Origin of the sequence: Mycobacterium sp. E2462 (assembly GCF_001672685.1) — a bacterium.
GTDB lineage: Bacteria > Actinomycetota > Actinomycetes > Mycobacteriales > Mycobacteriaceae > Mycobacterium.
Window position 1 is genome coordinate 1 of sequence record NZ_LZKC01000308.1, and the last position, 658, is coordinate 658.

Below are 658 nucleotides of genomic sequence, written 5' to 3' on the forward strand. Positions count from 1 at the left end.
ACCCAGCAGCGCGCTCTGGCTGGGCAACGTGCCACCGGCGCGGTCGGCCACGTCACCGAACGTGACGACGGCGGCGATGTTGTTGGCGTACTGCTCGGGCAGCTTGTTGCCCCAGCTGATGCCGCCGATCGGGACTCCGGCCACGATGTCCATCACCGAGGCGCCCTGCGAGTAGCCGCCCAGCACGATCTTGGTGTTGGGGCAGGTCTCCACGCTCTTCTTGACGCGGTCGATGGTGTCGTTGGCGCCGTCGCCGCCGTGCAACTGCAGCTTGCTGGCGGCGTAGTTCACGCCGTAGGGGAGGATGTTGAGCCCGGTCTGCTGGCGCAGCGAGTCCACCAACGCGTCGCCCACCCGGCCCAGGTCGGCGGGCTCGTTGGTGCCGCGCGCGAAAATCACCTCGACATCCGGGCAGTCGAAGGCCCGGGCGGTGGGCGCGGGGGAAAGCAGCAGGCCAGCGCCAGTCACCAGCGCAGCCGCCCCGAGACCGGCGCAGCGACCTAAGCGGTGAGTAATCACGTCGTTACCTTACCTGTAACGCTGCGCGATCGAAACTTCGTCGAACCTGGGGATGAGCGCACCCGGCGCCGCTGACCTGCGGTCTAACGTGGGCCGATGCCGACGCAGGCGAGCGCAGGGCTGCAGCTCAGCGCGCACC

General features: G+C 68.8%; 1 protein-coding gene. It reads right to left on the reverse strand.

Going from position 1 to position 658, the window contains the following annotated elements; all coding sequences use genetic code 11:
- On the reverse strand, positions 1–519 hold a 519-nt coding region (locus A5714_RS15770; RefSeq protein ID WP_156747343.1), incomplete at its 3' end, for a cutinase family protein.
- Between the last annotated feature and the right edge of the window lie 139 nt (positions 520–658).